At 53.1% G+C, this 23035-nt stretch carries 19 protein-coding genes; 6 read left to right on the top strand and 13 right to left on the bottom strand.

The window, feature by feature from the left end:
• Positions 1 to 38: 38 nt before the first annotated feature.
• Positions 39 to 1100, top strand: a complete 1062-nt coding sequence (locus IX84_RS29185) for a T9SS type A sorting domain-containing protein (protein ID WP_044229838.1) — start codon at positions 39 to 41, stop codon at positions 1098 to 1100.
• 53 nt (positions 1101 to 1153) lie between these two features.
• Positions 1154 to 2152, top strand: a complete 999-nt coding sequence (locus IX84_RS29180) for a T9SS type A sorting domain-containing protein (protein WP_160213989.1) — start codon at positions 1154 to 1156, stop codon at positions 2150 to 2152.
• Positions 2153 to 2614: 462 nt separating this feature from the next.
• Here IX84_RS29180 and IX84_RS29175 read toward each other — a convergent pair whose 3' ends face one another.
• On the bottom strand, positions 2615 to 3016 hold the full coding sequence (locus tag IX84_RS29175) for a cytochrome B (protein WP_238578356.1): 402 nt from the start codon (positions 3014 to 3016) through the stop codon (positions 2615 to 2617).
• A 268-nt stretch (positions 3017 to 3284) separates the two neighbouring features.
• Between IX84_RS29175 and IX84_RS29170 the strand changes: the two genes are divergently transcribed.
• Positions 3285 to 3689 carry a DUF983 domain-containing protein gene (locus IX84_RS29170; RefSeq protein ID WP_044229828.1) on the top strand — a complete coding sequence of 135 codons (405 nt, stop codon included), beginning with the start codon at positions 3285 to 3287 and terminating at the stop codon, positions 3687 to 3689.
• A 36-nt stretch (positions 3690 to 3725) separates the two neighbouring features.
• Complete coding sequence (locus tag IX84_RS29165) at positions 3726 to 6080, top strand: S9 family peptidase (RefSeq protein ID WP_044229825.1); 2355 nt, start codon at positions 3726 to 3728, stop codon at positions 6078 to 6080.
• Positions 6081 to 6082: 2 nt separating this feature from the next.
• Here IX84_RS29165 and IX84_RS29160 read toward each other — a convergent pair whose 3' ends face one another.
• From IX84_RS29160 to IX84_RS29105, 12 genes are all read right to left on the bottom strand, one after another.
• Positions 6083 to 6709 carry a chromophore lyase CpcT/CpeT gene (locus IX84_RS29160; protein ID WP_044229822.1) on the bottom strand — a complete coding sequence of 209 codons (627 nt, stop codon included), beginning with the start codon at positions 6707 to 6709 and terminating at the stop codon, positions 6083 to 6085.
• 68 nt (positions 6710 to 6777) lie between these two features.
• Positions 6778 to 8505, bottom strand: coding sequence for a bifunctional isocitrate dehydrogenase kinase/phosphatase (gene aceK / locus IX84_RS29155; RefSeq protein ID WP_044229819.1), 1728 nt, complete (start codon positions 8503 to 8505; stop codon positions 6778 to 6780).
• Positions 8506 to 8517: 12 nt separating this feature from the next.
• Complete coding sequence (locus tag IX84_RS29150) at positions 8518 to 9237, bottom strand: VIT1/CCC1 transporter family protein (protein ID WP_044229816.1); 720 nt, start codon at positions 9235 to 9237, stop codon at positions 8518 to 8520.
• Positions 9238 to 9246: 9 nt separating this feature from the next.
• A complete protein-coding gene (locus IX84_RS29145; RefSeq protein ID WP_063978313.1) occupies positions 9247 to 9783 on the bottom strand; it encodes a heme-binding domain-containing protein in 537 nt (178 codons plus the stop codon).
• A 133-nt stretch (positions 9784 to 9916) separates the two neighbouring features.
• Positions 9917 to 11143, bottom strand: a complete 1227-nt coding sequence (locus tag IX84_RS29140; protein ID WP_044229814.1) for a TolC family protein — start codon at positions 11141 to 11143, stop codon at positions 9917 to 9919.
• A gap of 93 nt (positions 11144 to 11236) precedes the next feature.
• Complete coding sequence (locus IX84_RS31740; protein WP_052516506.1) at positions 11237 to 12010, bottom strand: DUF2202 domain-containing protein; 774 nt, start codon at positions 12008 to 12010, stop codon at positions 11237 to 11239.
• Positions 12011 to 12104: 94 nt separating this feature from the next.
• A complete protein-coding gene (locus IX84_RS29130) occupies positions 12105 to 13211 on the bottom strand; it encodes a cytochrome-c peroxidase (RefSeq protein WP_063978312.1) in 1107 nt (368 codons plus the stop codon).
• 64 nt (positions 13212 to 13275) lie between these two features.
• Entirely contained in the window at positions 13276 to 15597 is a 2322-nt protein-coding gene (locus tag IX84_RS31735; protein ID WP_052516505.1) for an ELWxxDGT repeat protein, read from the bottom strand.
• A 20-nt stretch (positions 15598 to 15617) separates the two neighbouring features.
• On the bottom strand, positions 15618 to 16538 hold the full coding sequence (locus IX84_RS29120; protein WP_044229808.1) for a hypothetical protein: 921 nt from the start codon (positions 16536 to 16538) through the stop codon (positions 15618 to 15620).
• Between the two features lie 3 nt (positions 16539 to 16541).
• Positions 16542 to 17027: a hypothetical protein gene (locus IX84_RS29115; protein WP_044229806.1), complete on the bottom strand. Its 486-nt coding sequence runs from the start codon at positions 17025 to 17027 to the stop codon at positions 16542 to 16544.
• 50 nt (positions 17028 to 17077) lie between these two features.
• A complete protein-coding gene (locus IX84_RS31730; protein ID WP_081969013.1) occupies positions 17078 to 18547 on the bottom strand; it encodes a RagB/SusD family nutrient uptake outer membrane protein in 1470 nt (489 codons plus the stop codon).
• A complete protein-coding gene (locus tag IX84_RS29105; protein ID WP_044229804.1) occupies positions 18544 to 21519 on the bottom strand; it encodes a SusC/RagA family TonB-linked outer membrane protein in 2976 nt (991 codons plus the stop codon). The genes IX84_RS31730 and IX84_RS29105 overlap by 4 nt, the downstream gene beginning before the upstream one ends.
• A 71-nt stretch (positions 21520 to 21590) precedes the next feature.
• Here IX84_RS29105 and IX84_RS29100 point away from each other — a divergent pair, with 71 nt between their 5' ends.
• Together IX84_RS29100 and IX84_RS29090 are read left to right on the top strand one after the other, a co-directional pair.
• The gene (locus IX84_RS29100; RefSeq protein ID WP_152605294.1) at positions 21591 to 22223 is read left to right on the top strand and encodes a T9SS type A sorting domain-containing protein; all 633 of its coding nucleotides are present in this window, start codon (positions 21591 to 21593) and stop codon (positions 22221 to 22223) included.
• A 247-nt stretch (positions 22224 to 22470) separates the two neighbouring features.
• Positions 22471 to 23035 (top strand): hypothetical protein (locus IX84_RS29090; protein ID WP_044229580.1); only part of this gene is annotated, 565 nt, incomplete at its 3' end.

The raw sequence follows: 23035 nt of genomic DNA, 5'->3' as shown, positions 1-23035 counted from the left end.
CTTAACCTGCCATTGCCCAAGCCAAAATTTAAAATAGCATGCTAAAATATTTCATTCTCTCGATAGTAGGGCTTTTATCTTTAATTCAGACAGAGCAGCTAGATGCCCAGCGCATCTACGGCGCTGAGGTGTATAAAGAAGTATTAATCGACGATGTCAATATAGAAGCATGGGTATGGCGACAAGGCGGCTCCAAGCCTTTCATTCTGTATGACTGGGGCGATGGCAGCCCTTTGGATACAGTGCCTTTAATTTACAGCCAATATTTAGGGTTTTTCGAAGGTGAAGATTACTATTTAAACAGCTATCAAGGTTCGCATAATTTTGATACTGCCGGGGTATACGTCATGGGCTTCCAGGACAGTTTCTTAGTAGACGATATCGTAAACATTGAAGACTCGGGCAATAAACTTATAGAAGTGTTTGACACGGTCGCCATTTATTCTCAGTTTACGCACAGTCTGGCTATCAACGAAACGCCCCGGTTTTTTACGCAGCAGGGGAATATTCGAGAGGTGGATGGAAATATTGAGTTTCCTATTAATTTAGAGTCAATAGATTTTCTTGGAGAACTATACCGTGGAGAGCTCGCCCCTTTCCCGTCCGAAGGCTATAGTGTGCCGGCGGCGAGCGACAGTATTTACATGTCTCATCCAGCAGGGCTTAAGATGATATGGGACGACCCCATAGCCCCTGGCCGCTACGCAGTAGGGATAGTGGTGAGGGAATGGCGTCAAAACAGCCAAAGCGGTGAATTAGACACCTTTTTTCTATCCACCACGATGCGCGCGATGACGATGCTGGTAACCGAAGAGTTAATTCTATCCTCTTTGCTGGGAACTGAATTCTTACCGGCAGTGGTCAGTATCTATCCCAATCCGGCAGCTTCTATGGTCAATATAGATTTTGCAGTGCCTGGACAGCCCGTAGAAGTTACTATCCTAAACCTGGAAGGTAAAATGATGCGCCACCTCGAAGTGGAAGGCAGCTCTGCAGTCAGAACAGAACAGATAGATGTTGCTGACTGGCCATCTGGGGTTTACTTATTGCGCTTGCAAACAGGGGCGGAACAGGTGGTGCGGAAATTTGTGAAGGAGTGATGTGCCAGAATTTAGAGCTTAAGACAATTAAAAGCGATCATAAAGCAAGAACAATGAAAATATTAATTTCAACTACTTGTATTTGTTTGATTCTAACCAATATTTTAGGCGCTCAACAAATAATTGCTGGCGAGTTAAACCGAGCTTCTATGGGGTATCAATCGGCAACTGTCAACGTACATATTGCTACCTTAGACACGTACATAGAAGATCGGATAATTGATTGGGGAGATGGTACTAAAGATACGCTTAATACATTATTACTCCGTAATGATAGCGATGGAAACTTTGTTTCTAACCTTGGTGGCACTCATGAATACCCTGACACAGGTTTCTACACTATTTCAATTGAGAATTTAGGTAATTGGGCCCCTGGTATATCGAATATTGAAAATTCCGGAGAAAAGGAATTTGTTCTTTCGGAAGTGGTTTACGCCAAATCCACAAGTGAAGCAAAGAATGATGCTCCGCAGTGTCTTCTAAATTTTAACTGGTTAGAGCAGGACGAAGATGGTATTGTTTATCATGAAGTTGTTGGCTCTATTCTTCCCTTTGGGAGCCTTGATTCCTTAAGCTATGAATTTATTCCTGCTACAGAAGAGGGCTACTCTTTTCCTGAGGCTACAAATGAGGTTCGCTGCTGCATATTTTGGGACAAGCCTATAGAGGAAGGTCTCTATGCATTTGCTGTAAGAATCAATGGTTGGCTAAATGGTGAAATGGCAGAGTCTCTAACCCGGTATATGACAATTCAGGTTACTCCAGATTTAGTGGTTTCAAATAGCGATCTATTTCCGCTGCTCAATGATTTGGTTATTTTTCCAAACCCATCCAATTCTACTCTTAACCTACAGTTTCAGTTCCCTCAATCCACCCAGGGCAAGCTCCTAATCGAAAACTTAGCCGGCCAAACCCTTCACGCCGAAGCTCTGACTTTAAGCCCAACCCTCCAAAGCTGGCAAGTCGATGTGGCGGACTGGCCAAGCGGGGTGTATGTGGTGCGCTTGCTGGCAGGGTCGGATCAGGTGGTGCGGAAGTTTGTGAAGGAGTAAATCCATTTTTTATTGGATGAAGACATTGCTTGATGCACTAGATTATACGCAATACGAAGTGGTCACCTACTGGCGCTAGCGGCCAGCACGGGGAACGATAAATGTCGGGCTTACAGTCCAGATATTCATCGTCTGGGTCTTGGATCCAGACATTCATCGTCTGGGATCTTGGATTTGCGACATCGGCCCATGACGAAGCACAGCTTGTCAGGGCAGGCCACTGACGAAGCATGGCTTGTCAGGGCAGCCCCGTGACGAAGCGTAGCTTGTCAGGGCAGGCCCGTGACGAAGCGTAGCTTGTCAGGACAGGCCGCTGATGAAGTCAAGCTTATCAGGGCAAGCGCAAGCCACTTCTCAGCGTAAATGCTGACCTGTCTGCCGAAGTACTGACACGCAGGCAGGCATTGAGTAGGTTTGCTGTGGCAAACCACTTAATCGTCAGTATAATTAGCCGGCGCGGGTCTAAAACCAGCCCGCACCAAGCCCACGGAACGGCCAGGGAATTCCCAGTAAGATGAGCACCAGTCCGATCAGGTAGAAAACAAATACTGCCTTGCCAGCGGCAGTAGCATCCGCTTTGCGCTTTCCACGGCTGTAGCCAATGGTAATCAGGATGATGGCAAGCAGCATCGTCACCAAATGCTCAACCGTGTAGAAGCGGGTGATGGTGTCCTTCATGAAGCCTTCTCCGTAGGAAACCAACGGGCTGTATACAAAATACAACAGCAGCCCAATAACCAGTTGTACGTGAGTCAGGATCAGGCCAATAAGTGCAGAGGGCTTATTAAAAGCCTTGCCATTGCGCCAGGATTGAAAGCCTTTGATAATGGCATAGAGGAGCGCCGCGAGCAGTAGCCATCTCAAGCCCGAGTGCGCGTGTTTTAACATGTTATACATAAGTTCAAGTTTTGGTCAATGGTGTAAAGAATCCCGGCAAATCTACTATTTATGTGCCATTCTCTTTAGCTTTCGGTGCTGTAATTGGAATTTGGTAATGCCGTTGTAATCTTTGAGCCTGCACTCAACTTTTCGGGGGGCAGCCAATGTTCTACAAATGATTTTATTCCTTGTTCGCCACAAAGGTATGAACTTATGAAGTTTTGTACATTTGTGCCCACAAAAGCTATCAGCCATGAAATTATCCTGGAAAGGAATCTGGAATTATAAATGCCCCCGCTGCGGGGAGGGTGATCTGTTTAAAAAGCCTTTTAAATGGACCGACCCCATTGACATGCATAAGGCGTGCCAAAATTGCAAGCTGGACTTTGAGCCGGAACCGGGCTTCTACTTCGGTGCGCTCATTATTTCCTACGGCATTTCGTCCTGGATGCTGCTGCTGCCGGCGCTGCTCCTGGTACTGTATTACGACTGGTCCGTGATGGCGGCTATGGGCTTTACACTGGCTTTCGCAGCTTTGACCTACTTCAAAATTATGCGGTTGTCCCGATCGCTCTACCTTCATTTCTCCATGCGCTACGACAAGAGCCTGGAAAACTCAGAAAACTCTGGCTCGAAGTACGACAAGACGATCTTTTAATCTATTTCATCGTACATTTAGCGGAAAAACATAACCATGCGTCTGTTTTTCCGCTTGCTTTTGCTCAGCTTTTTCCCTGTTGCAGCCCTGGCCCAGCCCGCTACCAATAGCGCTCCCCTTGAGATTGATCGCATTATGCAGGGCGAGCGCTTCGTAGGCTTCCTGCCGGAGCGAATTCAGTGGCACCCCAACAGCCAGGAAGTCTTTTTTACCTGGAACCCTGAGCAGGATACCCTGCGCTCCCTGTACAGTGTGAAACGGGGAGAAGAAAAACCGGCACCTGTGAGCCCGGAGCGGCAGCGGGAACTACCTGAGCCGGGCGCACATAATTCTGACTACACGCTCATGGCTTACGCCAAAGATGGCGACCTCTTCCTTTATGATATTGCAGCCGATAGCAGCCGGCAGCTGACCCACACCGGGCAGCGGGAGTCCGCCCCTTCCTTTACTTCGGATGACAGGCAGATCATTTTCACCGCCGACCGCAATCTCTTCGCCTGGCATTTACAGGAACAGCGGATTGAGCAGCTCACTTACTTTGAGAAAGGCAGCGGCGGCGGCAGCGGGTCCCCTGATGCACAGCAAACATGGCTGGACGAACAGCAAATGGAGCTCTTCGAAGTCCTGCGCTGGCGGGATGCTCAGGACCGGTTGGAAAAGGAACGCCGGGAAGCCCTGCGCCCGGATCGCCCTCAGGCCATTCATTTGGGCAGCAAGTCGTGGAGTAATCTTCAGCTTAGCCCCGATCAGCGCTTTGTGACGCTCCGGCTGCGTACTGATGCCACAACAGAAAGCACACAGGTGCCCCATTTCGTTGACCCAACGGGCTATCTGGATATCAAAAAAGCACGCCCAAAGGTGGGCCATTCTCAGGATACTTACGAAATGGGCGTTTACGACCGGCAGCGGGATACGTTCTACACCGTTTCCACCCTGAGCCTGGAGGGCATTTACGACAAGCCTGCCTATCGCATGGCCGTCTACGGAGATACTGCCGCACAGTATGAATCTCCCAGAGCCGTCATCCTGCATGGCCCGGTCTTCAGCGATCAGGGCAGGGCAGTGGTCGTCGTCCGCGCACTGGACAACAAAACCCGCTGGATTGCAGAGCTGGACCTGCCGACCGGTCAGCTCCGGCAAATTGACCGACAGCAGGATGATGCCTGGGTGGGCGGTCCCGGTATTTCCGGCTGGAATTTCTCAACCGGGACCTTGGGCTGGCTGGATGAGCAAACCATTTTCTACCAGTCAGAAGCCACCGGGTACTCACACCTTTATACCCATAACCTGGATACCGACGAGCGTACCGCGCTGACAAGTGGCGATTTTGAAATCCGTAACGCACAATTGTCCCGCGATAAGCAAACTTTTTTCATCATCGCTAATGCGGAAAGCCCCTTCGAGCAGCATTTTTATCACTTGCCTGTTAAGGGAGGCTCTTTGCAGAAAGTCACGGACGCGCCAGGGAAGTATGAGGTGGAAATCGCACCGGATGAAAAGACCCTCGCCCTGCGCTATTCCTACAGCAATCAGCCCTGGGAACTGTACCTGATGGACAATCAGCCGGGCAGTGCAATGCGCCGGGTCACTGAATCCACCACAAAGGCTTTTCAAAGCTACGCCTGGCGGGAGCCTGAAATCATACGCTTTAAGGCATCAGATGGGGCAAGCGTGCCTGCCCGCCTGTACCGGCCAAAGAAAGGCACGAAGAAAGGCAAAGCCGTCATCTTCGTTCATGGAGCGGGCTACCTGCAAAACGTACACCGGTGGTGGAGCAGCTATTACCGGGAGTACATGTTTCATAATTTGTTGGTCGACAATGGCTTCACGGTATTGGACATCGACTACCGGGGCAGTGATGGTTATGGCCGGGACTGGCGGACCGGGATTTACCGGCACATGGGCGGCAAAGACCTTAGCGATCAGGTGGACGGTGCTGCCTACCTGGTGGAGGAGCTCGGCATTGACCCTCAGAGAATTGGCATCTACGGAGGCTCCTACGGGGGCTTCATTACCCTGATGGCGCTATTCACTTCGCCCGGCACCTTTGAATGTGGTGCGGCCCTGCGCTCGGTAACCGACTGGGCGCACTACAACCATCCTTATACCTCCAACATCCTCAATACACCGGTGGAAGATTCCATTGCCTTCCGCCAAAGCTCACCGATCTACTTCGCAGAAGGGCTGGAGGACCGCCTGCTTATCCTCCACGGCATGGTAGACGACAACGTACAGTTTCAGGATGTAGTGCGACTGTCCCAGCGCCTGATTGAGCTGGGTAAGGAAAACTGGGAATTGGCCGTATTTCCGGTAGAGCCCCACGGCTTCATCGAGCCCAGTAGCTGGACGGATGAGTACCGGCGTATTTTTAAGCTGTTTCAGGGTATGTAAACCTACTCTTTGAGAAAGATATAACCGCCTTTCTCAGCACCCCAAACCTGTGCTCCGGATGCATCAAAGCCCCGGTCCCAGCTGACGATTTTTCCGGGCATGACGGTGACTTCGGAAGTAGCATAAGCCGCTCCCCTCAGGGTGCTTTTGCAGCTGTCCCCCTCTGTGCTACCGGTGTAAGAGCCGTCAGCTTGTTGGGTTAGGATGACCGCGCAGCCTTCACGCAGGCGCAGGTCATCTTTGGATAGCGCGTTAAAGCTTTCCGGTACCTGCCAGTCGCCGACCAGGTCATCTTCATTATCTACGGTGTAGACGATGCTTTTGAAGGTCTTTTTGTCCACCTGTTCCAATTGATAGATGCGCTGCCGGTAAGGTTTGGCAGGCATAGCACTCACGGCTTGCTCCACGTACAGCCAATGCCCCCGGTCCTTCCAAATCGGGTACATGTGCAGGGTGATGTCGTAGAAGGCATCATCTTCGGCAGCCTGAGCGGCGCTGGTAAAGGTGCCGGTCATGGCTTGCTGTAGCTGGTCAAGGGCCTTGGTGTTTGCTGTGTCGGTGGTGGATTTGGTGGTATTGCAGGCTGAAAGTAGCAGGGCTGCTGCCAGGGTAAACAGGTAGGGTCTCATTTTTTTGAAGGTATTAATTGGTTTGTTAAATGGTCAGTTAGCATGGGGTGAAAGTGGAGCTCTGATTCTTACCTTGGGTAGCGTTTGGCAAACCGCAGCCGTTGCCGGTAGGGGAATACGTCAAAGAGGTAGCCTGCTTCGAGTTTCTTCTGGGTGTCAATCCAGAAACCAACATCGTAGAGGTCGCCATGCAGGCGGTAAAAAATATCCCTGATGTCGCGCCGCCCAATCAGGAAACGCCGGAACTCCTCCGGGAAAATGTCATTTGGGCCTACCGAGTAGAAAGGCTCTGAGGAGAGTTCCTCTTCGTAGGTTTCGGCCTCGGGGATCCGCCGGAAGTTGTAATCGGTTAGCGGGCCAATTTCGTCGTAGTCGTAAAAGACGACCCGCTTTAGTCGGGTGACGCCAAAGTTTTTGAGCAGCATGTCGCCCGGGAAAATATTGACCGCAGCCAATTGCTTGATCGCCTTGCCATAGTCGTTGATGACCTCCTCTGCTTCCTCTGTTGTAGCCTGATCGAGGAAGAGGTTGAGCGGGATCATCTTTTTCTCAATGTAGAGGTGCCTGATCTCCACGATATCGCCTTTGATTTTGACCTTGGAAGGGGCTTCCTCCATGAGGTACTGCAGGAGTTCCTCCGAAAACCGCGACCGCTCAAACAGGAACTGCTCAAATACGTGGCTGTCTGCCATGCGCCCCACCCGGTCGTGGAAGAAGACCATTTCGTACTTCCGCTTCACCTCATCTTCTGTTACCTGCTTCGGCGCAGCGAAGCGGTCTTTGATCACTTTGAAGACCATGTTGTAGGAGGGCGTGGTGAAAACCGCCATCACCATCCCTTTAATGCCCGGCGCGTGGTCAAATTTATCGAGGGTACGCTCCATGTGCCGCAGGTAGTCCCGGTAAAGGACGGTTTTACCGTGTTTTTCGAACCCAATGGAGTTATAGAGTTCGCCCAGGCTCTTGGTGGGCAGTATAGATTTCAGGAAGTCGACGGTTTCGCTGACAATATCCACGTCTACGAGAAAGTAGGACCGGTTGTAGCTGAAGATGGAGGATACATCGTTGTAGTCGAGCAGGAGTGCATCCGCAAAAATGCCATTTTCCTTATGCAGGAGCGGAATGATAAACGGGGTGATCCGGTCTTCCAGGTGTAGCCTGCCCACGATATAGGCGCCTTTGTTGCGGTAAAATACTGACTTGAGCAATTCAATGCGGGCGTGGCGGGGCAATTCTCCGGGGGTCAGGCTTTCCCGTAAGGTATCGCAGATGTACTGAATGTCCCGCTCCATGTCTTCCCATTGAGCATCAAAAGTGAAAAAGTGGAAGACCTGCCGGAAAATATGTTCCAGAGGTTCAATCAGGAAGAACGTTTGATGAATGGGTATGGTAGAGCGGAACTCCCGGTAAGTAGCTGTTGCAAGGACAAACATGAGGTCTTTGTCGACACTAAGGCCCCGGTGGCTGTGCCTGAAAATGGAATTGTAGAAAGTCTCCGCAATATTCCGCGTGGCAAAATTGCTGACTTCCTCCAGATAGTATTGCTTGATTTTTTTCCAGGTGTCGTCATCACTCGACAAGCTGCCCAGTAATTTGACCACTTCCTTGGTGGTTTTGCCCACCTGATCCCGGTAAAGGGTTAGCCGTTCGCGGGCATCGGCCTGCATGCCCCTCCAGTCGCGGTGCTCGAAGCGGATCTGGGCGCGTTTGGTAACACGCTTGTAGTTATAGTAGTATTGCTGATAGCTGCGCAGGATGAGGTGAGCAGTGTCATAGGGTAGTAGTTTTTCAAACATAGCAGCAAAGGTTTAGCCAACAATTATACGTTCGAGAACGTCTCCTACCAAATAGGCAACACCAGCAGCCAAAGCACCCAGTGCCAGGGTTTCCAGTACGCCTTTCCATATGGAGGTTTCTGTAACGTAGCTTTTTAGTCCGCCAACAGTGGCAAACCCCAGGCAGGTCAGCGCACAGGTAGTCCAAAATAAATCGCCGGCAAAGGGGAAAAAGTAATCATAAAGATACAAGGCCAGTGGAATGAACCCCACCAGGATAAACGCCACATAGGTGACGGCACCAATGGCCAGAGGTGACCGGCGTTGCTCCATCATGAACAGCTCCTCTTTCATCATTACATCCACCCAACGGTCCTTGTCAGTGGTGAGGATGTCCACCACCTGCTCCAGCAGTGGGCCTTCAAAGCCTTTTTGGCGGTAGATTTCCCGGACTTCCTCCCGCTCTTCTTCGGGCATGTTTTCAATCTCCCAGTATTCTACATTTTTATGCTTATTGTAGTTATGGGCTTCAGATTTTGCCGAAAGGTAAGCCCCAACGGACATTGAAAAGCCATCCGCCAGTAGGTTTGCAAAACCAAGAATAAGAATGACGGAGCTGTCCAGCCCTGCCCCAACGGAGCCGGCAACCACCGCAAAAGTGGTCACGCTGCCATCAATACCGCCGTAGACAAACTCGCCCAGGTAGTCCTGATGCCTTTGGAGAAAATTAGAGGCATTGGGTGCTGCTTCCATCACATGCGGTTATTCGGTGGGCATATCCTGGTGCTGAAGTTCAGGCCCGGGGCTTTTTTTAGGGGCTTTCTCGCGAATACGCTTTGAAATATCCCGGTCGTCCGCCAATGCACTGAACCAGGTCACGAGGCGGCTGCGTTGCTCCTCCGTAAGGCGGGCTTCAGCATGGGTGAGCGGGTAGGCTTTCAGGGGCATATGCCCTTCCTCCACTTCTTCGGCACATTCCTCTGCCTTATGGGCGCGCTTCTCCGCATCGTAGGCGGTCCAGGTTGAGAAATTCAGGTGTTCCCGGCCTTCGTCCACATGGCCCTTCAGCCACCAGCCAACGGGTTGTACGTTGGCATACCAGGGGTAGGTGGTGTGGTAGGAATGGCAATCGTAGCAGGCATCTTTCAACAGCTGTGCCACATCCTGCGGAGGTTGCACTGTAGTAATCAGGTCTTGCCCGTTGGGAGCAGTCGGGTTGGCCTTGTCGATCTGGAAAAACTGAAGTACCACAAGAGCCCCGAGCAATCCCAGAAGAATTCGCTTAACAAGTGTAGACATGGTAATTGGTTTTAGTCCTCAGCAAGGTAGTTAAAACTGTTTTTCCGAGCAAAAAATCAGGGTGGATTGAGTGGTAATTGCCGGGCTATATTTCACGATGGCCATCCTGTCCTTAATACCAGTAATTTGGATATTACCGGCGTCCACTCAGGAACTCCAGTTCCAGGCGGAGCAAGTGGTAGTCCCTTAAGTTATAAATCCATTCGAGTTTAGTTTGCAGGCCTTGTTCAAGGTTTACGACGTAGTCGTGGTAGTCTACCGCTCCGCTTTTATAGGCTGATTCTGCTGACCGGATCTGCTCGTCTGCCAGCGGGAGCAGCTCTTTTTTTGAAAATTCCAACAGGTTTCTCTGAGCCAGGAATTGGGTAGTCAGTTCCCGCCTTTTGTTCTCCAGTGCCCTTTCGGTGGCATCGAGTTCAGCGACCTGAAGGGCGACAGCTTTTTCAGCGCCCTCTATTCTGGATTGTATGGCTTTGCGGCTAATGGGCAGGCTTAGCCCTAGCTGATAGCCCAAAAAGGGTAGTGTTTCGTTGATCATTTGGAGTTGTCCACCTGCCAGGATTTTTGGCATTAGCTGACTGCGCTCACGTGTGATATGTGCTTCTGCGAGCCGGACTTCCTGTTGCTTTTTAAGCAGGTGAGGGTGCCCGCCGCTGACATACCAGTTTGGGGTGGGGGCAGGCAAAGGCAGGGAGTCTGGCAGAGCGTAAAAGACAGAGTCTGAGTGCAGCCAGTTGTTAAAAAGGGTATGAGCGAGATCGTAAGCCTTTTGTGCTTCTTTTTGTTCGAGGCTGGCTTGTTTTTGCTTGCTTGTGGCAGAGAGCACCGGTATTTTCCCGGTTTCGCCAAATTCAAACCTGGCTTGTGCTAAATCCACGAGCCGGCTCATCAGCTCTTGCTTCTCCCGGTAGTGCTGCTGAAGATTCTTGGTGAATATCAGCTGGTAGTAGGCTTTGGATACTTCCCGCCGCAATTCCCAGTTGGTCAGTTCTAACTCCGCGTTGCCCAGCAGAACGGCTTCCCGGAGCGCTTCCTCCCGCATTTTTGTCGTGCCCGGCCAGTCGAACGCTTTGAGAAAGCCAGCGCTATGCAAACCGGTAGCGGGGTTGTCCGGGTCAACCATGCCGCCTGCCATAAACAGCTGGGTGGAATTATTGGGCCGTGCGGTGCCCATCAGCGACTGAAGCTGTTCCAGTGCTTTTTGGTCCCGTTTGAGCTCAGGGTAATTCCGTTGGGCAATGGCCATCGCTTCTTCCAGGGTGACCGGAAAGCGGGCCTGTGCTGCTAAAGTACCTGTATTAAGCATTTGAAGCAGCAAGGCTAGCAGGAAACTCAGGATCTGTGAGGCGTTCGTTTTCATGGTTCGTTTGGACGTTGATCTCGCTACAAAAGTAATGCCCTTTTTCCGAAGCTTCAGAAAAAGGGCATTTTGTAAGGTGTCGTTGCCTTATTTTTATGGCTTAAGGTCTGCCTTTTTCCCCTGACAGCCACCTGCTCCCTGCCCTTTTTTGCCGCTGCAGCAAGCTTTGCCGGATTGCCCGGCCTGTTTGCCTGCGCAGCCAGCCTCTGCTTTTTGTTTGTTGCCTTTACAGCCCTGCTGACTCTTTCCCTTGCAGCCTTGCTGATTTTTGCCCGGCTGACAGGCTTTCGTGCTGCCCCTCATGATGGCATCGTAGTCGGCCGTGGTGATGTAGCTGGGCACATAAGCTTCACCTGCCTGTTCCAGGTTTTGAGAAAAAGCAACGAGGTGGTTGTTCGAAGCTTCCATAAGGCGGGTGTAGGTGGCTTTCAGGTTGGTATTTTCGGTTTCAGCAATGGCTGTTTTCAAATCTCTAATGTCCATTTCTTCAATCAGCGCACCTACCTGGAAGGCAGCAGTAAGCGATTGCTGGCCTTTTTGAGTCAGGTCGAGATAGGACTGTTGCAATGCAGCATCATCAAACAGCCCTCTTTCGCCCGAACGTACGGCTTTTGACATTTTTATGCCGTAGCGGTCCGCGAGCTGTTTGATCATTGTCAGGTGGCGTTGTTCCGCTGCGGCAATTTGCGTAAAGGCCTGGGCTTCCCAGAGTTCTGCCATGTCCATATATACATCGTAGGCAAGTTTTTCTTCCTCCGCCATACGGGCGAGGGTGGCACCTTCCTGTTGGGTAAGGATCATTTTTACCTGTGCATTGCCCAGTTGCAGGGTCAGAACAGTCAATAAAAATACAAAGGTCTTTTTCATGGGTTCTGCTTTTCCCGGAAAGGTAGGGCAGACCGAAAAAACAGGCACTAACCCTCGTCATATACAGCGGTGATATAAATCATACTTTTACCGCCTAGGGCAGGGCAACGGGGCGGGGGCGGGTGGAAAGGGCGTGGAGAAAGGCTTTGAGTTGATTCCTTTCCGTTTCGGTGAGCCCGAGTGGCTGCAGGATGGGGGAGTGCATAGGCGTTCTTGTGCCTTCCAGCTTTTTGGGGATGATCTGCGGCATCCCCTGATCGTACATAAAGAGGACTTCGTCCAATTCCACGATGTTGCCGTGGTGGAGATACGGGCCTGTGAAGACAACGTCTCTCAGGCTTGGGGTCCGGAATTTACCCATGTCCAGGCTGTCGCCGGTGATGTTGAACAAGCCGAGGTCTTCCCCCGGGCGGCCAAAGTGGGACTGTCCGTTATTGTGGAACTGCTGGTCGGTCAGAAAGGGGCCATTGTGGCAATTGATGCATTTAGCTTTAGTGCGAAAAAGGTGCAAACCGGCAATTTCATCGTCGTTCAGCGCACTGTAGTTGCCTTCCATAAAACGGTCAAACCGGCTCTTACGGCTGCGGATGCCCCGCTCAAAGGTAGCGAGTGCCTGAGCAATGCGCTCCACGGTAACCTCCGGGCTGCCAAAGGCTTCCTGAAAACTTTGCTGGTAGGTAGAATCTGAGCTTAACTCTGCGGGCAGGCTTTCTAAGTCCTGATTCATCTCGATGGGGTCTTGGATTGGGAAAAGGGCCTGCTCTTCCAGTGTAGCAGCTCGGCCATCCCAGAAAAAAGTTTCCCAGTGCCCGGCATTGAGCAAAGTAGGGGCGTTGCGGGTGCCTAACTGACGATCGTGCCCAAAGGAAGTCCGCCGCCCATCGCCCCAGCCGAGCTCAGGGTCATGGCAGGTGGCACAGGCAATTTGGTTGGAACCGCTCAGCACAGGGTCAAAAAACAGTCGTTTGCCGAGTGCAGCCCTGGCCTTGGAGTAGGGATTGTCAGGCGGGTAGGTTACTGCGGGTAAAGGGCCGAGTTCCCGGAAAGTACCGTTAGAATCCAGGGTAGGAGCGGGCCATTCCGCTGCTGGCCGGCTGTAGGCGTTGCGCAGGTCGGTGGCAGGCTTGCTGTACCGTGCTCCCAGAGCAACCAGCGTAGCCAGAATCAATAACGGGATGCTGTATTTTGGAAGATATCGCATTATTAAATTAACCACTGCCCGTAACAAAACGTTGACGGGCAGTGGTTCGGTATATTGTTAAGGTTTATTGCTTCATGAAGCGCAGCGTACCCCGGCGCTCCCCGTCCCGCAGTTCGAGCAGGTAAGTGCCTTTAGACAGTTGGCTGGCTTTGAAAGCCACCTGTTGGATGCCGTTGGGTACGGCTTCGGTCCAGATCAGTTGCCCCTGTGCGTTGTAGACGCGCGCGGTGCCATTGGACAGGCCTTCGCCCAGGGTGACATTCAGGCGGTCGCTGACCGGGTTGGGGAAAGCGCTTAGCTCCAGGGCTGCCAGGTCCCGAACACTGCTTTCCATATCGCCAATGCCCGTAAGGTTGAAGACGAAAGTGCCTCCCTCGTTGGCATTGGTGTTTAGGGTCAGCGTCGCATCCAATGGATTGATTTCATTGGGCCGGAAACCAAGCAGAAAGGTATCCTGTGTGCCGGCGGGAATGCTTTCCTGAATTTCAGTAACGAAGAAGTTGACTTCGTCGTCAAGCGCAATGCCGGTGACGAGGAGCGGAACGTTGCCAAGATTGGAAATTGTAAATTGCTCTACGGATTCCATGCCGACTTCAACGTTGCCGAAATCAACGGTGTAGCCGGTTTCGAGCAAGTTTTCATCCTGAGTGATTTCCAAAGTTGCGGTGGGTTCAATACCGGTGCCTTTTAGGACCAGATTGAAGGCGGTTGCATTGAGGTCGTTGGTAATCAGCGTTACTTCTGCAAAGAATTCACCTGCCTCAGTTGGGGTAAAGCTTACCGGGAACGCAAAAGCCATACTTGGGTCGATTTGCCCCTCAAAATTATCATCTACCGTAAGGGTGAACGGGGCTACGACTCCACCGAAAGGGTCTTCGGCCGGGAAGAGTAACGTCCCATCGCCGTTGTTGCGCAGGATCAGTTGCTGGGTGTTCGTGGTACTGATCAGCGCCTCGCCCAGGTCCAGCGTGTCTCCACTGAGAATACGCTCCGTGTTGACTTCGGCTACAAAATCCGGCAGTGGGATGGGCAGCGTCCAAAGTTCATCTCCCGTTGTACCGTCCGTAGCCTCGAAGAACAAACGGTTGCCGACCTGAATGATGTCGTCAATATCGCTGTCACCAGCCGGATTGATGTCGGAGATACGCAGTGGCTCATCTTCGGCGACAGGAAATTCGTACAGCTCCTGCCCGAATTCCGGGGTGGTGGCACTGAAGTATAGTGCGTGTCCGGTAAATACGATGTCATCTGGTTCTGAGCTGCCCAGCCCTGGATTGATGTCCGCCAGCAGGTCAATCGAGGCAGACAGTGGATTGCCCTCTTCCTCGACAAAAACCTGGAATAGTTCTTCACCGATTTGATCACTTTCTGCGGTGAAAATCATGGTAAGGCCTAACAGATCAGTGAAGTTGTCAGGATTGGCATCGCCGCCATTATTGAGGTCTTCCACCATGATAGTGCCGGCCTCGGTGCCATCGGTCACCCATAGCTCGTCCCCGTGGGTGCCGTCATCCGCTTCAAAGAAGACCAGCCCGCCGAAAGCGATCAGTCCGCTCGGGCTGGCACTGCTGCCGCCTGGGTTGATGTCTTTCACCAGCACGGTGCCTTCCGGGGTGCCGTCTGTTTTCCACAGTTCGGTGCCGTTTTCGCCGTCGTTTGCCCGAAAGAAGACTTCACCGTTCAGGGCTACATACTGTGATGGAGAGGCATTGCCGCCATCGCGGATGTCTTTAATAAGCATCGTGCCTTCAGCCGTGCCGTCGGTCACCCATAGCTCGTTGCCCACTAAGCCGTCATTGGCAGTGAAGTAGATCTTGTCGCCGACTACAGTTTTGAAGTTCGGGTTGCCAGGGCCTGCGCCCTCCTGAATGTCGATGACCAGGGTGGTGCCCGCTGCGGTGCCATCGCTGGACCAGAGCTCTGAGCTGACGATGCCGTCATTCGCGGTAAAGTAGAGCAGGTCATTGAATTTCACGAAGTCAAACGGGCGGCCGTTCTCTTCTCCTTCCTGAATGTCTATGAGCAGGGAGGTGCCCTCCGGTGTGCCATCGGTGACCCAGAGCTCATCGCCCAGTACGCCGTTATCAGCCTGGAAATAGATGAGGCCGTTGTACTCTATGAAGTCGGAGGGGTTGGAGTTGCCGGCGGCGGTTTCCGGGTCGGGGTTGAGATCGCCGAGCATCATAGTGCCTTCTTCGGTACCATCGGTAATCCAGGGCTCTACGCCAACATCCGGGGCTTCAGCGCGGAAGATCAGCAAATCGCCGTAGGCGGCAAACTCCCGGGGAGAAGCATCATCTCCCGGGAAGATATCCTTAACCAGTACGGGCTGTGCTGCCAGTCCGAAAGCCAGGAATGCAAAAATTAGGGTAAAATTGATTTTCATAACACAAATTTATTTAAAGATTATCGTCGTTCTGATTCCAGGACATATTTGCGTAGAACGCTTTGGGGGCCGCCGATTGCGGTTTCATCAAAGTATACGTCCAGCTGTAGCGCACCAGTGATTTCGTCATACGTGCCTCCGCCGCTGATGCCTATTTCAAAGGGAGGAAGCCCGGAACTTTCCGTACGGGTGATGGTGACCTGTTGCTCGATCACCTCCACTGTGCCGAAGGTGGCCCCCTCGTTTGCCGGAATAAACCGCAAAGCCTCCGGAATGCGGATAAAATGAGAGGCAGAAGAAACGTCGAAATCGCTGTAGATCCTCACCATATTGAAAGCATTGCTGCCTTTTTCGGGATCAGGATGTCCAAAACCGATGACATCCGGTGTGGTCCGGCTGGCATAGGCAAAGGCGAAGAATTCATTAGTCCGTCCAGCGGGGACTGGTTCCGCGCCAAAGGAGGTGTAGCCCCAAAGCTGGGGGAAGGTGATATTGGGTGCCCAAATGGGCAGGTCTACTGTGCCACCGAGGGTGAAGTCGATGGTGAGCGTATCCCGGCCTTCCGCAATCTGTACGCCTTCTGCAGGCATTAGCCGCAGATGGATAGAGCGGTCAAGCCGTTCTGAATCCTCGTTTTTCGGTGCGCGGATCCGGAGGCTGCCATTAAGCAAGCCGGGTTGCAACAGGAACCGGTTGCCGCCTTCTATTTCAAAATCCGTACCGGGTACGGCATCGCCACTGACGGCTACTTCCACTTCTACAGGTATTTCCACCGGTTTGTTCAGGAGCAGCTGTACCTCCAGGAAACTATCCACAACGACTGCTTCAGACAGATTGCCGAAGCCGGCTATTGGTGGTGCAGGGTTGCTGGCCGGCTGCTCTTTTTCACAGCTCGTCAGTAGGAGGGTGGTGATGATCAGGAGTGGAAAAAAAGGCTTCATAGGCTATTCTTGAAAAATCAGTTCGAAGGTACGGCCTCGTTCTGAGCCGGGGAAACCAAGGTGAATAAAGTCCGGGCTGACCTGTTCCAGCCGCAACTGTATCCGGCTCGGGGCAGGCAAGGTATCGAGCCGCTCAAAGCTTAACTCGTAATCAAAAGTGCCGGGTGGGAGCATTAAGTTGCGCCCGAGGGCTGATTCTCCATCTTCCCCGGTCAGGGCCCAGTGCATGCCTAATATCAGGCTGTCCGGAGCTTCGTAGGTTACCATTACCAGCACGTCCTCCATTTGGGGTGCAGCCGAAAGGGCAATGGGGATGATCAAAAGGGAATCCTCTGTAGCCGTAGCACTGAGCTCCACACTGTCCTTCGCGGGCTCATTCACCTGATTGTCGTAGTTGAACCGGATGAAGGCATTTTCGGGATCGAAGATATTGTCTTCCCGTTGGGTGGGGCGGGGATCCTCGCAACTTAGTAAGCTGAGTAGTGCCATTCCCATGAATATTGCAGTTCGTCGCATCATCATTGCCATTGAGCTCTTCATTAATACCCTTGATTTTGAATTAAGTTCGGATTGGCATTCAGCGCCGATTGAGGGATGGGCAGCGCAAAGCGGTAATCCGGATAAGCAAGGTCACAGTTGGGGTTCGCCGGCAGGCAGTTGTCCCGCTCCACGCTTCGTCCGGTGCGCTTGAGGTCGAACAGCAGGTGGCCTTCCAGCGACAGCTCCCGGCGGCGCTCCTCAAAGATTTCGTCCTTTAGTTCGGTGCCGGTCAGTGTGGTGGGTATTGCGTCGGCTACGGCTCTTTGGTGGATGAGGTTGTAATCGGCCTGCGCCAGCGCGTCCTGTCCCAGTTTGGCGTAAGCTTCTGCCCGCAGCAGGTAGATTTCCGAGAGCCGCAGCATGGGGAAATTGCTGATGGAATTGGGCTGAAGGGCGTATTTGCTGCAATAAACCTGACCTTCAATCTCTTGGTATAGTTCCCGTCGAATGTCGCCCTCTTCCAATCGGTCGAGTAAGTCCTGAGTGACCGTACAGAAGGGGGGATTCTCCACATCGGAAGGAGCTCCGACCACCCGGGCTATGGACGCGATCAAGCCTGCAGACCCAGCGTCAGCATTGCGGAAGCGCTGCAAGTCGAGGTACCAGAGCACTTCGGGGTTAAATTGCTGTTCGGCCCAGGTGTCCACATAATCGTCCGGATTGAGGAGGGTCACCTGCCCGGCATTAATAACCGCTGTAGTTTGCTCGACTACGCCTGCCCAGTTGCCCTGATAGGCATAGGCGCGGGCGAGCAGCCCCCGGGCAATGAGGGGCGTCAGCCAGATGCGGTCTGTAGTACGGCGGGCGTTGGGGCCGAGCAGCTCCACAGCCCTGAGCAGGTCTGATTCGATCAATGTATAGCCTTCTGCGACAGTGCGGCGGGCCGGGCGCTCCGTCACCTCAAACGGGCGTTCTGCCAATACAACCCCCGGGTGGCTACCGTCTTCTGTGAAGAGGTAAGGCTGTGCGTAAAGCCGCAGCAGGTCAAAGTGGGCGATTGCGCGTAGTGCCAGGGCTTCTCCCCGTAGGCTGTTTCGGCGGGCTTCCTGATCGGTTTCAAGGGTTTCCAGTGCCGCTATGATGTTGTTGACCCGGTTGAGGTGGTTGTACAATACGGCGTAGAAATTGTCGAAACTGTTGTTCTCATAACCAGGGTTTATCGTGAAGAAGTTGCCTTCCCGGTAGGTGGTGATGATGGCACTTTGGTTGCCGGCCACGCCATCAGATCCTGCGGCAGCCGGATTGGGCTGCATATTGCCAGCCAGTTCCGGATAGGCTGTGAAATGCTGACGGTAATAATCGCTTGCACCCAGGCTGCTGTAGGCCCCGATGATGGCAGCGTCAATGCCTTCCAGTGTATTGAGGGCTTCATCCTTTGAAATCTGATCCTGCGGTTCGATGTTCAGGAAGTCCTGGCAACTGCTCAGAGCAAGCAGTAGGGCCGTAAAAGTGAGTAGCTTCTTCATCATAGCGTTACATTTAAGCCAAACATAAAACTGCGGGCTTCCGGAAATCGGAAACGGTACTCAGCGATGCCATTGCGGTTGGCCCGGCTTCGGGTGGAGTAAAGGTAGCCGAGGTTGTTGGCCTGTGCGGTGAGTGAAAAGCTGCTGATGCCCATGGCGTCCAGCCAACGGTCGGGGAGGCGGTAGCTGAGGTTGAGGTTGGCCAGGCGCAGGAAGTCGTTGTCAAACAGGTACCGGGTGCTGTTGTACTGAAAAGTGTTGTCGATGTGCAGTCGGGGGGTGTCGGTAAGGTCGCCCGGCTGCTGCCACCGGTCCAGCTGATTGGCGCTTTGGTTGTTAAAGCTGATCTGCCGGCCATCGGTGAAGGTCAGCCCGTCGACCAGGATGTCGCCACCGTAGGAATAGCTCACCAGGAATGCGAGGGAGAGCCCTTTCCAGGCAAAGGTATTCGTCATTCCTCCGTACCAGTCTGGCGCACCCTGCCCGATGGGCACCCAGTTAGCGGGGTCATTTACGAGATCATCATCGTCGGTGATGCTGCCATCGGGCAGATAGTAAAGAGGCTTACCGTTGTAGGGGTCCACGCCTGCGAAAGGCACGCCGTACAGCACACTGGAATTTTGGCCCACCACCAGCCCCCGGCTGTTCAGTGCTGAAGCCGGGAAGCGCTCCGCCTCAATTCGGGTAAGCTGATTGCGGTTACGCGCCATGTTGAAGCGGGTGGACCAGCGGAGTTCGCCCTGTGTGTTGACGGTTTCCACACTGGCTTCCCAACCAATATTGCGCTGATCGGCAGTATTGGTCACGATGCTGGTAAAGCCACTTTCCAGGGGAACCGGAATGGTGTAAATGGCATCCTCGGTGTAGTGGCGGTAGTGCTCCACGGTGAGGCGGAGGCGGCTTTCCAGCAATTCCAGGTCCACCGCAAAGTTGTACTTGCGGACCAGTTCCCAGGTCAGGCCTTCATTGGCGGGTGCGGTAGGTGCAATGCCGATGTTATTGCCGTACAGGAAGGCATCGTTGTAGCCATAAAGCCCGCGGGCGCTGTAGGTGCCCAGGCGGGAATTGCCCGTTAAGCCGTAGGAAGCGCGGAGCTTGCCGAAGTTGAGCCATGCTGCGCCTTCCATCCAGCGTTCCTGCGTGAAGGCCCAGGCTGCACCAGCGGCCAGGAAGTTAGCGGCCTGCACATCGCCCCCAAAGATGGACGACGCATCCCGCCGCCCGCTCAGGGTGAGGTAGTAGCGGTAGTCGTAATCATAGCTGGCCTGTGCGTAGAAGGATTCGCTGGCATCCTGATAGTTGGACTCATCGGCGTCGATGTTTTCTTCATCCACCGTCCAGAATTCCCGGAGTTGATCAGAGGGGAAATCCGTAGCGGAAATACGCTGCCGGTAGGTGATCTGCTTGTTGCGCTCTACGCCGGCCAGGGCATTCAGGTGGTGATTGCCGAAGGTACGCTGATAGTTCAGCTGCCCGTTGGCGACCCACTGCAGGTTGCCCCGGGTGAAGCGCCGTGCTATGCCATTCCGGGTGCGGCCGGAGCCATTCAAAGCGGATTCGTACTGATACTGCAGCTGTAAATAGCCGTCCATTCCACCTGACAACCGTACTTCCAGCCCCGGCAGGATTTCGTAGTTTAGCTGCAGGTTGTTGTTGATGTTGAAAGCATCGTGGAAGAACTCATTCTGTGCGAGTGCCGCCACGGGGTTGGGGCGGTTGATGAAAAAGCCACTGTTGTTGAAGGTGCCATCCGGATTGACCGGGGAGAGGTTGGGCGGATAGGTGAACGCCCCAAAGTCACTAAAGGACTCCTTGCGCACGTAGCCGCCGGAAAAGCCGAAGCGCAGGTCGAGTTTGTCGCTCAGCGAGGTGTTGAGGTTAGACCGCACTGTGGCCCGTTCCAGCCCGTTGCCCCGGGAGATCGCATTTTCTTTGTAGTAGCCTGCCGAGAGGAAATATTTGGTCCGCTCGTTCCCACCGCTCAGGCTTAGATTGGCATTGAGCACGGAGCCCTGCCGCTGGGTAAGGGACGGCCAGTCCGTTTCGATGTCAACTGGTCCGGCATCGGCGGGGTTATCATTGGAATTGAAAAGGGTTTCCCGGGCCAGGCTGACATACTCTTCCGTATTCAGGTATTCCACCTCATTGATCAGATTGGAGAACCCGGTGCTCACCCCGCCCGAAATTTGTGTTTTGCCCGCTTTGCCCTGTTTGGTGGTGATGAGGACCACACCGTTGGCAGCATTGGCCCCGTAGATGGCAGTGGCGGAGGCATCCTTCAGCACCGTAATCGACTCGATGTCCTCCGGGCGGACGAACATGAGCGGGTTAAGCTGTTGGTCGAGGGAAGTGCTAAAAGGCGTGTTGGCCGTATTGGTTTCTGAGACATCATAGAGCGGTACGCCATCCAGCACAAAAAGAGGTTGCCCGGAAGCCACGACATCGTTTCTGCGCACAGGGGGCAGAGAACCATTGCCACGGATGCGGACTTGTACCGGCAGGCCCGGCTCACCCGTATTCAGCTCCACCTGTACGCCAGCTACCTGCCCCTCCAGCATTTTGTCGAAGCTTTCGATGGGGCGCTGCGGCAGGAGTTCATCGCCTTCCACCTGTTCGTAACTGCCCACCAGGTCTTTCTGCTTTTGCTCGCCCGCGTAGGCCGTGACCACGACCTCGTCAATCAGCTGCACATCCGGGTTCAGGATGATGTCGAGGCGGGAGCGGTTGCCCACGGCTACGGTCTTAGGCTGCATACCCGTGTAAGAAAAGGTCAGCCGGGCTTCCCCCTCCGGAAGGTCGAGGGTGTACTTCCCCTCGTAGTCGGTAGCGGTGCCCCGGTCGGTGCCCGCTAGCAGTACGGTGGCACCGATCAGGGTTTCCCCATCCGCGCTGCGCACAGTACCGGAGACGGTGCGCTGTTGCGCTACAGCAGCCGTGGAGAACAGCAGCCCCAGCAAACACAAAATCCTGTACATGGATGTAGACTTTGTTTAGATAAAGAAGGGCAAAGATAGGAAGGCTTGGGGTTTTGTGATGGCTGTGCAATGTGATTAACGGAAGAATACCTAATGTTGGGGATGACCTCGACTTCATCCTCTACAAAGTTGAAGGGGACGATTGCCAGAGTCGCACGGCTATACGCTGCACAGCCGCCGGGCCAAATATTGGAGGCGCTACCGCATTCAGTACGCCCTGTATGGGCGCTACCGGGCTCAAAGCAAATGTAGAAACCAATGCTGCCGCTTCTGGCTGTGATAATGCCGATGGAAACTACCTGTCCCCAGTCACAGTGCAGGCTGGAGAGACCTACCTGCTCTGGGTCAATAACTATGCTCTGTCCTCCGGAAACCGCTCCAGTGGGCAAGCGGATGGGTTTACCCTGCTGCTGGACTTTGATCAGGCGGCGCTGGTCAGCGAAGCCGATATCCTGTCCTCCCTGCGCGTCTTCCCGAACCCGGCAACCGATTGGCTGCAACTGGAACTGCAGCTGCCTGCCGCCACGCCCATGGAGGTCATCGTACAGAATGCGCTCGGCCAGCAAATCACCACCGCCCGCTACGATGGCACTGCCGGCAAACACACCTATCCATTGTCTACTGAAAAGTGGCTGCCCGGGCTTTACTGGGTGACGGTGGTGGTGGATGGGGTGCGCCGGGTGGTGGTTGTGGAGAAGCTTTAGTTGATTTTGTTTTAGTGTTTGAGATAATTTGTTGAGTCATGAATCGGTATTACAAGATATTTTTCGTTTTCGTGGTTACCTTCTTTGGTTTACAATCGCTGTTTTCATTGCCGTACACTTTTAGCTCGGCAAAAAGTTCATTGAAAGTTTGGAAAGAGAGACAGAAAAAATAAGGGTTTTCTGAGATTTTAAAAATCTTTGCAGAAAACCCTTTCAAAATGCCGTTCTGCAAAGATCTAAAAAATGGTTGATAAAGCATCAATCTGAGGTTCCACAAGGCAACGCCTTGCGTCGATTAACCGTCTTATCTGGTTTATTAGGTGCCTTAATCAAAGGTGGCCGGGCATCTTTATCAGAGTTGGGCCGCCATATGGAAGACCCCACTGACCTGGAAAGTCGGGTCAAGAAGGCCAAGCGTTGGTTGCAAAATAAGTGGACCGATGTCACGGTACACTTTATACCCTACCTTCTTCCGATTCTCCACTCTCTGAGCAAGGCTGGAGAGTTAGTTCTGGCCATCGATGGCTCCTGTGTGGGCAAAGACTGCATGGCGCTGATGGTCAGTGTAATCTGGCGCAGGCGAGCCATTCCCATTTGTTGGGTAGTTCGTAAAGCTCCCAAAGGCCATTTCCCGGAACACATGCACGTGGCCATTATCGGTCAAGTGGCGATGCTTATGGACAGTATCCTGGAACAGGATTGCCGGATTTTCCTGCTGGGAGATGCCGAATTCGACGGCTGCGAGTTGCAACAGTCTTGTTTGGCTCACGGTTGGGAGTACGTGCTAAAAACGGCGAAGGATACTTTGGTAG

This window comes from Phaeodactylibacter xiamenensis (assembly GCF_000759025.1).
Taxonomy (GTDB): domain Bacteria; phylum Bacteroidota; class Bacteroidia; order Chitinophagales; family Saprospiraceae; genus Phaeodactylibacter; species Phaeodactylibacter xiamenensis.
The sequence above is the reverse complement of the archived record's forward strand: the minus strand, read 5'-3'. Positions and strand labels throughout refer to the sequence as shown.

What these genes read in the sequence shown, in the direction of transcription:
- IX84_RS29170 (WP_044229828.1), top strand. Translation starts at nt 3,285, where the DNA reads ATGAAATTATCCTGGAAAGGAATCTGGAATTATAAATGCCCCCGCTGC.
- IX84_RS29120 (WP_044229808.1), bottom strand. Translation starts at nt 16,538, where the DNA reads ATGAAGCCTTTTTTTCCACTCCTGATCATCACCACCCTCCTACTGACG.
- IX84_RS29165 (WP_044229825.1), top strand. Translation starts at nt 3,726, where the DNA reads ATGCGTCTGTTTTTCCGCTTGCTTTTGCTCAGCTTTTTCCCTGTTGCA.
- IX84_RS29180 (WP_160213989.1), top strand. Translation starts at nt 1,154, where the DNA reads ATGAAAATATTAATTTCAACTACTTGTATTTGTTTGATTCTAACCAAT.
- IX84_RS29150 (WP_044229816.1), bottom strand. Translation starts at nt 9,237, where the DNA reads ATGGAAGCAGCACCCAATGCCTCTAATTTTCTCCAAAGGCATCAGGAC.
- aceK (WP_044229819.1), bottom strand. Translation starts at nt 8,505, where the DNA reads ATGTTTGAAAAACTACTACCCTATGACACTGCTCACCTCATCCTGCGC.
- IX84_RS29130 (WP_063978312.1), bottom strand. Translation starts at nt 13,211, where the DNA reads ATGCGATATCTTCCAAAATACAGCATCCCGTTATTGATTCTGGCTACG.
- IX84_RS29185 (WP_044229838.1), top strand. Translation starts at nt 39, where the DNA reads ATGCTAAAATATTTCATTCTCTCGATAGTAGGGCTTTTATCTTTAATT.
- IX84_RS29160 (WP_044229822.1), bottom strand. Translation starts at nt 6,709, where the DNA reads ATGAGACCCTACCTGTTTACCCTGGCAGCAGCCCTGCTACTTTCAGCC.
- IX84_RS31740 (WP_052516506.1), bottom strand. Translation starts at nt 12,010, where the DNA reads ATGAAAAAGACCTTTGTATTTTTATTGACTGTTCTGACCCTGCAACTG.
- IX84_RS29145 (WP_063978313.1), bottom strand. Translation starts at nt 9,783, where the DNA reads ATGTCTACACTTGTTAAGCGAATTCTTCTGGGATTGCTCGGGGCTCTT.
- IX84_RS29115 (WP_044229806.1), bottom strand. Translation starts at nt 17,027, where the DNA reads ATGGCACTACTCAGCTTACTAAGTTGCGAGGATCCCCGCCCCACCCAA.
- IX84_RS31730 (WP_081969013.1), bottom strand. Translation starts at nt 18,547, where the DNA reads ATGATGAAGAAGCTACTCACTTTTACGGCCCTACTGCTTGCTCTGAGC.
- IX84_RS29140 (WP_044229814.1), bottom strand. Translation starts at nt 11,143, where the DNA reads ATGAAAACGAACGCCTCACAGATCCTGAGTTTCCTGCTAGCCTTGCTG.
- IX84_RS31735 (WP_052516505.1), bottom strand. Translation starts at nt 15,597, where the DNA reads ATGAAAATCAATTTTACCCTAATTTTTGCATTCCTGGCTTTCGGACTG.
- IX84_RS29105 (WP_044229804.1), bottom strand. Translation starts at nt 21,519, where the DNA reads ATGTACAGGATTTTGTGTTTGCTGGGGCTGCTGTTCTCCACGGCTGCT.